The following is an 8,460-nucleotide window of genomic DNA, read 5'->3' as shown; positions in this document are numbered from 1 at the left end:
AAGTAACCCTGAACACATGATCAGTCAGGCGCTCAACGTCCTACCTCGTGTCCCGGCCGCTGGGCGGCTGAGTCGGTGTCCGTGTCGCTCTGACTGGAATAAAGTTACGTGCCGACCAACGCGAAGTCAAATCGCCTGGAAGATTCAGCATTTCCCCAGCTCACGCCCACCGCGGTGCTGCGGATTCAAGCCACGCGCTCGTCGGCGAACATCGCACTCGCCGAGGGTGGATGCCCGGCGATCAGATGGCAACTGATCATTTGTCCAGGCCGTGGATGATCTATAACACACGTTCTACCTGGTGTCATGACGCGACAAGCATAGACAGGACCCGCCCTCCGATATACAGTTTGCCCTCGTTCAGCAATTTTATAGCTAACGCACGGGTGGAAGGTAGGCCGAGGTGATAGAGGATTTCGACTCGGTCGAGCGTCGCGCCTGGAGCGCGGTGGTCACCCTCTCGATGCGCGTACCGAGCGCACTCGATTCACGACTACAACGAGAGTTCGGCGTGACCCATTTCGAGTACCGGGTCATGGCCCTGCTCCACGACGCGCCGCGACGCCGGATGCGGTTGAGCATGCTCGCGGCCCGGGGGCACGGGTCCATTTCGCGGCTCTCCCACGTGGTGTCGAAGCTGGAGCGGGTGGGCTGGGCGCGGCGGGAAGCGACGGAATCAGGGCGCGGTATCGACGCGGTACTCACCGCAAGCGGGCAAGCCAAGGTGGTGGAGGCGACACCGGACTACCTGGTCGCGGTGCGCAAGCTGGTGCTCGACGGACTCGACGATCCGCAGAAAGCCGAGCTCGCGGTCCTGGGCGAACGGCTCTCATCGCATCTGATCCACACGCTCGGCGACGCCGAGTCGGGGCAAACGGCACTCGACTACTGAGACGACCAACGCCGCCCCGAAGATCCGGGGCGGCGTCGGTCGGATGGATCAGGACAGCTCAGGCGTTGTTCGGTCGCCAGGTGGCCACCGCCCAGATCACCACGATGTCGATGGCGATGATCAGGATCGACCACCACGGGTAGTAGGGCAGCCACAGGAAATTGGCGATGATCGACAGGGCGGCGATCACCATTGCCGATACCCGGCCCCACGTCTGACCGGCCAGCAGTCCGATCGCGACGATGACCGCGATCGCGCCGAGAACGATGTGCCACCAGCCCCAGCTGGTGAGGTCGAACTGGAAGGTGTACTCCGGTCCGACAACGATGAGATCGTCGTTGGCGACCGCGGAGATTCCCTGGAAAATCTGCAGGACACCGACAACCGCCAGCAGGATGCCAGCGCCGATGGAGGTTCCTGCCGCGATTCCGTCGCGCACCCGGTGCTGATTCGTGTCTGTCATCGCTGGGCCTTTCCGTCAGGTCAATGCCACGTGCCACCACGGCACACGACAACGGTAGAAACCCGACGGACCCCGCGCCTCACCCGTTGCGGGTGAACTCCGCTACCCGGCGCGGCACCGGTCGCAGGGTTTTGCCGAGGTCGGTGCGCAGGGTGATCAGCGCGTCGAGCAGGTAGTTCTGCCTGACCCGCCACGGATGACGGTCGCCCTGACGGGGGAACGCCGCGATCGAGCGCAAGACGTAGCCGGCGTTCAGGTCGAGCAGTGGGCGTTCGGCGAGCGCGCCCTTGGGTTCGGGGACGACCGCGGCGTTGCCGGTGCGGTCGAGGTGGGTGAGGACTTTGCAGACCAAACGGGAGGTGAGGTCGGCGCGCAGGGTCCAGGACGCGTTGGTGTAGCCGACGCAGATGGCGAAGTTGGGCAGGCCGGTGAGCATGGCGCCCTGCCAGACGAACTGGTCGGCCAGGGGCACGGGGGTGCCGTCGACCGAGGGCGCGATGCCGCCGAAGGCCAACAGGCGCAGGCCGGTGGCGGTGACCACGATGTCGGCGGGCAGCGTCTCCCCCGACACCAGCCGGATCCCCTCCGGCACGAAGGCGTCGATCCGGTCGGTGACCACCGAGGCCTTGCCCTTTTTCATCGCCTTGAAGAAGTCGGCGTCCGGGGCAGCGCACAGGCGCTGGTCCCAGGGGTCGTAATCGGGTGTGAAATGTTCGGCGACGAGTTTGTCGTCCTTGAGGATGCGGGTGGCGAGGTCGGTGAGCAGCTTGCGCGCGGCGGCGGGACGACGGCGGCAGAACTGGTAGAAACCGACGCTGAACAGGATGTTCTTGGTCCGGATCAGCCGGTGGGCCAGACCGGCGGGGAGCAGCGCGCGCAGCTTGTCGGCCTGCTTGTCGCGGCCGGGGACGGCGCTGATCCAGGTGGGGCTGCGCTGCAACATGGTGACGTGGGCGGCGTCGGCCGCGAGGTTGGGCACCAGGGTGACGGCGGTGGCGCCGCTACCGATGACGACGATCCGCTTGTCGCGGGTGTCGAGGTCGGCAGGCCAGAACTGCGGGTGCACGACGGTGCCCACGAAGGTGTCGCGGCCGGCGAACTCGGGAGCGTGTGGCTGCTGGTAGTCGTAGTAGCCGGCGCAGGCATAGAGGAAACCGCAGGTCAGAGTGCTCAGCTCGGGGCCGTCGGGGCCCTCGTGGGCGATGGTGAGCCGCCAGTGGGCCTGCGCCGATGACCAATCCGCGCCGATCACCCGCGCACCGAAGCGAATGCGCCGGTCGATGCCGTTCTCTTGCGCGGTCTCGCGGATGTAGTCCAGGATCGCGGCGCCGTCGGCGATGGAGCGGGCCGCGCGCCACGGCTTGAACGGGTAGCCGAGGGTGAACATGTCCGAATCCGAGCGGATGCCCGGGTAGCGGAAGAGGTCCCAGGTGCCGCCGAGGTCGGCGCGCGCCTCCAGGACGGCGTAGCTGCGATGCGGGTGCTCGGTCTGCAGCCGGTAAGCGGCCCCGATGCCGGACAACCCGGCGCCGACGATGACGACGTCGAGGTGTTCGGGGGCAACGGCGGTATCGGTCATGGGCTCCAGTGTGCCTGGTGGAGGACCGCGGCAGAAGAGCGTGTGGTCCGCCTCGATCGCGGGCCCGGCGGCCATCGTGGAGATTTCGGTATCGTCGGTGCCGTGTCGATCTTTCGGCGTGCGGGATGGTTGCTCGTCGGCGCACTGGTCACCGTGCTGGCTGCCGCATTCGCCGGCTGGCCGGTCTTCGTGCATCCCCAGATCGACCCGCTGCGGCCCGCCGATGTGATCGTGGTGCTCGGCGGCACCCCGTACGAGCGGTTCGACCTCGGCATCGAACTCGCCGAGCGCGGTCTCGCCCCCGAGGTGCTGATCTCACAGTCCACCGGCGCCGATGACCCGATGATGGACAAGTACTGCGGCGGCCGATTCGCCTTCCGTGTCTCGTGTTTCGTGCCCGACCCGTGGACCACCGATGGTGAGGCGCGCGAAATCGTCCGGCGCGCAAAGATCTACGGGTGGAACCACATCATCGTGGTCACCTTCACGCCGCATGTGTCGCGCGCCAGGTACATCGTGGAGAAGTGCTACGACGGCGAGATCACCATGGTCGCCAGCCCGTCGGAATCGGGGCTGGGGTTCTGGTCGTATATGTATGTGCGCCAATCCGCCGGGTACATCAGGGCTTTTGTCAATCAGCATTGCGAGACCGACTGACACACGATGGCGCTGCTCTTACAGTGAGAACAGCGGTGCGGGGGCACCGCCGGTGAGAGGACCGCCGATGCTTGTCGAGGATCTGCGCACCGTCGGTGACGACGCGTTGCGCACCCAGATCTGCGTCATCGGGTCGGGCCCTGCGGGCCTGACGGTGGCCACCGAACTCGCCGCCGCCGGACTGCGGGTCCTGGTGCTGGAGAGCGGCGGACACGAGATCACCGCGGACGACAGAGCATTCGCCGCGATCGAGAACATCGGCGCACCCCGCGCGCAACCGCACCGGATCGCGGGAAACCGGGTGCTCGGCGGCAGCTCACACACCTGGGCAGGGCGCTGTGGCGTGCTCGACGACCTCGACTTCGCCACTCGGCCCTGGGTCACCCGCTCCGGCTGGCCGATCGACGCGAGCGCACTGCGCCCCTTCGCCGACCGTGCCGCCGCGCACGCCGGGCTCGGGCACGGCACCGGCTTCACCGAGCACGAATTCTGGCCGCTGGCCGGGCGGCAAGCACCCGCCGACGCACTCGACACCGCCGCGCTGCGCCCCTGCTTCTGGCAGTTCAGCCGCGACCCGGCCAACCGGTTCGACTGCAAACGGTGGGGACCGCGGGTGCGTGACATCGTCGCGCCGACCGCGCGGGTACTGGTGAACGCGACGGTCACCCATATCGATACCGATACCACCGGCGCGCATGTGAATTCGGTCGAGGTGACCGGAGCGGGTGGCCGTGTACGCACTGTCGAGGCGCGGGTGTTCGTGCTGGCCGCGGGTGGAATCGCGACACCACGGCTGCTGCTGGCGTCGCGGCGCACCGTCGTGGGCGGGATCGGGAATCGGTACGACCAGGTGGGGCGATGCCTGATGGATCATCGCAGCGGCGTGGTCGCGACGCTGCGCCCCGCGCAAGCCCGGGCAGCGCTCGATCGTTTCGGTAAGTACGTGGTGAAGAGCGCGCGGGGCAAGCACACCTTTCTGCACGGAATGGCGTTGTCTCCCGCGGTGCAGCGGCGCGAGTCGCTGGTGAACTGCGCGCTGTGGTTGCAGGAGATCACCGCCGACGACGATCCGTGGGACTCGGCGAAGCGGTTGTTGCGCGGCCGGGTTCGGTGGCAGGACCTGCGAATCATGCTGTCCGACACCGGACTTGTGGCCAGTGGTGCGCGGCGCAGATCGGTCGACGGTGCCGGGTTGCCACACCGGCTGGTCCATGTCGAGGTGCGGGCGGTAGTGGAGCAGACACCGGACTCCGACAGCCGGGTACGACTCTCGACGCGCACCGACCCGCTGGGAATGCCGCTGCCGCAGGTGGATTGGCGGATCAGCGATCAGGAGGATCGAACGGTACGGCGGGCGACAGCATTGCTCGTGGGCGAGTTCGCCCGGCTCGGGTTGCCCGAACCGCAAGTAGTTCCCACGGCGTTGCCCGACAGCACCGATCCCCTACCGCTCACCGACTGCGCGCACCCCAGTGGCACCACCCGGATGTCGGCCGACCCCCGGCACGGGGTCGTGGACCAGCACTGCCGGGTGCACGGGGTGGACAACCTCTACATCGCGGGCAGTTCGGTCTTTCCGACGAACGGGCACGTCAATCCGACGTTGACCGTGATCGCGCTCGCGGTGCGTCTGGCCGACACGCTGCGCGCGGCTTTGGCGGCCACTGCTGATTCCCCGATTGCCCGACGGAACTGAGCGGTGGCCGACTTGTCTGCGGCGAGCCGATGATCTACTGGTTGTGCCCACTAGGCTGAGCGGGTGCCGGACTCGCCCGCAGAGAACAGTCGTCCGCGGAAGGCCGGGGGTTCGCCCCGGTCAGATCATCCGCATGAGCCGCATACCGAAGGTCTTGCGACCCGGTTGAACTGGTTGCGTGCCGGAGTGCTCGGCGCGAACGACGGCATCGTTTCCACAGCTGGGTTGGTCGTCGGTGTCGCCGCGACCACGAACAGCGCCCAGACGATCCTCACCGCGGGCATCGCGGGACTGGTGGCGGGCGCGATCTCGATGGCCGCCGGCGAATACGTGTCGGTGAGCACACAGCGGGATTCGGAGAAGGCGCTGCTCGCCAAGGAACGCCGAGAACTGGCCGACGAACCCGATTTCGAACTGGCCGAGCTGGCCGGGATCTACGAGAAGAAGGGCCTCAGCCCGGCCACCGCGCGCACCGTGGCCGCCGAGCTCACCGCCCACGACGCGTTCACCGCGCACGCAGAGGCCGAACTCGGCATCGACCCGCGCTCGCTGACCAACCCGTGGGCGGCCGCGATCTCCTCGGCGATCGCGTTCACCTGCGGTGCGCTGTTGCCGTTGCTGGCGATCGTGTTGCCGCCCACCGCATGGCGGGTACCGGTGACGTTCGCCGCCGTGCTGATCGCCCTCGCGATCACCGGGTCGGTGAGTGCGCGGCTCGGCGGTAGCAATCTCGGACGCGCGGTGCTGCGAGTGGTGGTCGGCGGTGCGCTGGCCATGGCGATCACCTACGGAATCGGTGCCGCCACAGATTCGCTGGGAATCGGCTGAGCCCCGGGCAGGTCGGCGCGCGACCGTGCCGGAAACGGTGCGCGCTCAATGCATCGGGCCGAGGTCGAGCCGGCGGGTGACTCGGTCGACGACATCCGGGGGCATGCCGGGTTCGCGACGAGCGGCTTGGGCTTCCCGACGGCCCGCCTCGGTGACGGCAGCGCGGACCGCACGCATCTGGGAGGCGAGTTTGCGTTCCTTGTCCAGCGTGGCTTTCGCGTCGGCATCGGCTGCCTCGGGATCGGCTTTGGCGGACAGCCGGCGCAGGAGCGCCTTGAGGTCCTCGTAGACGTCCTCCGGAAGGTTGTCGCGGGCGGCGATCGCTTTGAGTTCGGTGAGTTCGGCATTGACGACCCTGGTCCAGAGCGCCTGTTCGACGGCGCGTTCCTGGCGGGTGTCGGCGTGCACCCCGGTGAGGCGGACCACCAGTGGGAGGGTCGGGCCTTGTACGAGCAGGGTGAACAGCACGACCGCGAACGCGATGAACAGGATTTCCGAGCGGGCGGGGAAGTCGGCGCCGGTGTCGAGGGTGAACGGCACGGCCAGTGCCAGCGCCACCGTCGCGACCCCGCGCATGCCCGCCCACCAGGTGACGATCACCTCGCGCCAGGTGAACGGTTCGTCGGTGTTGGGTAGTTTGCTGCTGATCGCCCAGGTGGCCATCAGCCAAGCCAGGCGTAATCCGACGACGACCACGATCACCGCGGCGGTGACCCCGGCCAGTCCCGGCCAGTTGTGTCCGGTGGTGTCGATGACCACCCGCAGTTCCAGGCCGATCAGGGCGAAGGCGAAACCGGTGATGAGCATTTCGGTGATGTCCCAGAACGAGTCGGCGACCAGGCGATAGTCGCGGTCGCCGATTTCGGTCACGGCATCGGTGAGGTACAGCGCGCAGACCAGCACCGCGAGGACCGCCGAGCCCTCCCAGTGCTCGGCGATGCCATAGGCGGCGAAGGGCAGCAGCAGGCTCACCGCGACCTGACCGGTGGCCGTGTCCAGATACTTGGTGAGCTTGCTGCCGAGCCAGCCGAGCAGCAGGCCGACGGCGACGCCGACCACCGCGGCGATCGCGAAGTCACCGAGCGCGTGCCACGGCGAGAACAGGCCGGTGACCACTGCCTGGATTCCGACCGTGTAGATGACGATCGCGGTGACGTCGTTGAACAGCCCTTCGCCGCCGAGGGTCACGATCAATCGGCGTGGCAGGCCGAGGCTGCCCGCCATGGACGTGGCCGCGACCGGGTCGGGCGGTGCGACCAGGGCGCCGAGCACCAGGCCGGCGGCGACCGCGGTGGCGGGATTCCACGCGTGGAAGACCGCGGTGACCGCGATCGCGGTGACGATCACGAGCCCCACCGCGCGCAACGCGATGATCTGCCAGTTCTCCGCGAACTGCCGCCATGACGTGCGGCGCGCGGCAGCGTAGAGCAGCGGCGGCAGGACCAGGGGCAGGATCAGCTCGGGCGGGATGTGCAGGCTGGGCACGGCCGGAATCAGCGCGAGCAGGCAGCCGAACACTGTCATCAGGATCGACGGCGCGAGACCGAGGCGCGCGCCGAGTGGTTCGGCGAGCACGGCCGCGAGCAGGATCACCAGAGTCAGCACCAACTGGTCCATAGCTGACCAGTCTCACCGACATCGGCGGCACACGGGGATCGACCCGCCGCCGGTCAGGGCCGGACGGCTGCCGCCGGTGGGAGCAGGATCGGTGGGAGGGGGAACGGGAGTTGCAGGACAGGGGGCGGCGGCGGGGGCGGGGGCGGCGCCGGGGGCGGTGCCGGGGCGGGTTCGGGTTCGAAGACCGGGGGCGGCGGCTCGGGCGGAGGCGGCGGCTCGTAGGCGGGCGGCTCGTTGACAGGCGGCGGAGGCGGCGGCTCGAACGCAGGCGGCGGAGGTGCCTCGACCGGCACGGGCCCGGGGGCGGGTTCGGTTCCGGGCGGCGGGGGCGGAGGTGGCGGCGGCGCGGGGGCCGCTGCCGGGGGCAGGGCGTCGGGAGTGGTCACCGTGCACTGCCAACTGCCGTCGTCGTGGACGCGCCAATGCGCGACGATGCCACCGGCCGAGCAGTTCCCGCCGACCCGCCTGGCCGGCCACGGGGGCGCGAATTCCTGGTCCTGATCGGTCCCGGCGATCGGGAGACCGTTGGCGTCGGATCCCATCGGATTCACCGAAGGGTCCTCGTCACCACCCTGGTCGGCGCGCATCACCAGGCCGAGCGCGACCACCAGCGCGAGTATCGCGGCGAGTACCGCCGCGATCGCGATCATCCGAGTACTGCTGCCGGTCCGTGTTTGTGGACCCTCGCTGCTCTCTGCCATCGCACCGCCTTTGCCGCGGACCAAGTC

At 68.5% G+C, this 8,460-nt stretch carries 8 protein-coding genes; 4 read left to right on the top strand and 4 right to left on the bottom strand.

Features of this window, described 5'->3' with window-relative positions; all coding sequences use genetic code 11:
* The first annotated feature begins 403 nt into the window (after positions 1-403).
* Complete coding sequence (locus tag ACWFRF_RS33705) at positions 404-892, top strand: MarR family winged helix-turn-helix transcriptional regulator (protein WP_379314216.1); 489 nt, start codon at positions 404-406, stop codon at positions 890-892.
* Positions 893-950: 58 nt separating this feature from the next.
* On the opposite strand, the gene ACWFRF_RS33700 is transcribed toward ACWFRF_RS33705, so the two are convergent.
* Together ACWFRF_RS33700 and ACWFRF_RS33695 are read right to left on the bottom strand one after the other, a co-directional pair.
* Positions 951-1,355: a DUF7144 family membrane protein gene (locus ACWFRF_RS33700; RefSeq protein WP_378996611.1), complete on the bottom strand. Its 405-nt coding sequence runs from the start codon at positions 1,353-1,355 to the stop codon at positions 951-953.
* Between the two features lie 79 nt (positions 1,356-1,434).
* Positions 1,435-2,934: a flavin-containing monooxygenase gene (locus ACWFRF_RS33695; RefSeq protein WP_452454162.1), complete on the bottom strand. Its 1,500-nt coding sequence runs from the start codon at positions 2,932-2,934 to the stop codon at positions 1,435-1,437.
* A 102-nt stretch (positions 2,935-3,036) separates the two neighbouring features.
* Between ACWFRF_RS33695 and ACWFRF_RS33690 the strand changes: the two genes are divergently transcribed.
* The 3 genes from ACWFRF_RS33690 (at position 3,037) to ACWFRF_RS33680 (ending at position 6,115) form a co-directional block, all read left to right on the top strand.
* On the top strand, positions 3,037-3,591 hold the full coding sequence (locus tag ACWFRF_RS33690; protein ID WP_378638999.1) for a YdcF family protein: 555 nt from the start codon (positions 3,037-3,039) through the stop codon (positions 3,589-3,591).
* 67 nt (positions 3,592-3,658) lie between these two features.
* Positions 3,659-5,287: a GMC oxidoreductase gene (locus ACWFRF_RS33685; protein WP_452454160.1), complete on the top strand. Its 1,629-nt coding sequence runs from the start codon at positions 3,659-3,661 to the stop codon at positions 5,285-5,287.
* Between the two features lie 165 nt (positions 5,288-5,452).
* Entirely contained in the window at positions 5,453-6,115 is a 663-nt protein-coding gene (locus ACWFRF_RS33680) for a VIT1/CCC1 transporter family protein (RefSeq protein WP_452454158.1), read from the top strand.
* 45 nt (positions 6,116-6,160) lie between these two features.
* Here the strand turns inward: ACWFRF_RS33680 and ACWFRF_RS33675 are convergent, their stop codons facing one another.
* Together ACWFRF_RS33675 and ACWFRF_RS33670 are read right to left on the bottom strand one after the other, a co-directional pair.
* The gene (locus ACWFRF_RS33675) at positions 6,161-7,732 is read right to left on the bottom strand and encodes a Na+/H+ antiporter (protein ID WP_378996619.1); all 1,572 of its coding nucleotides are present in this window, start codon (positions 7,730-7,732) and stop codon (positions 6,161-6,163) included.
* A 53-nt stretch (positions 7,733-7,785) separates the two neighbouring features.
* Complete coding sequence (locus ACWFRF_RS33670; RefSeq protein WP_452454156.1) at positions 7,786-8,433, bottom strand: hypothetical protein; 648 nt, start codon at positions 8,431-8,433, stop codon at positions 7,786-7,788.
* Positions 8,434-8,460 lie beyond the last annotated feature (27 nt).

Source organism: Nocardia sp. NPDC055165, assembly GCF_053606985.1.
Note: the sequence above shows the minus strand (reverse complement) of the source record. Positions and strands in the feature narration are given on the sequence as shown.

Bases quoted from the DNA above. Each gene is read 5' to 3' on its own strand.
- ACWFRF_RS33700 (WP_378996611.1), bottom strand. From the start codon at position 1,355: ATGACAGACACGAATCAGCACCGGGTGCGCGACGGAATCGCGGCAGGA.
- ACWFRF_RS33695 (WP_452454162.1), bottom strand. From the start codon at position 2,934: ATGACCGATACCGCCGTTGCCCCCGAACACCTCGACGTCGTCATCGTC.
- ACWFRF_RS33675 (WP_378996619.1), bottom strand. From the start codon at position 7,732: ATGGACCAGTTGGTGCTGACTCTGGTGATCCTGCTCGCGGCCGTGCTC.
- ACWFRF_RS33670 (WP_452454156.1), bottom strand. From the start codon at position 8,433: ATGGCAGAGAGCAGCGAGGGTCCACAAACACGGACCGGCAGCAGTACT.
- ACWFRF_RS33685 (WP_452454160.1), top strand. From the start codon at position 3,659: ATGCTTGTCGAGGATCTGCGCACCGTCGGTGACGACGCGTTGCGCACC.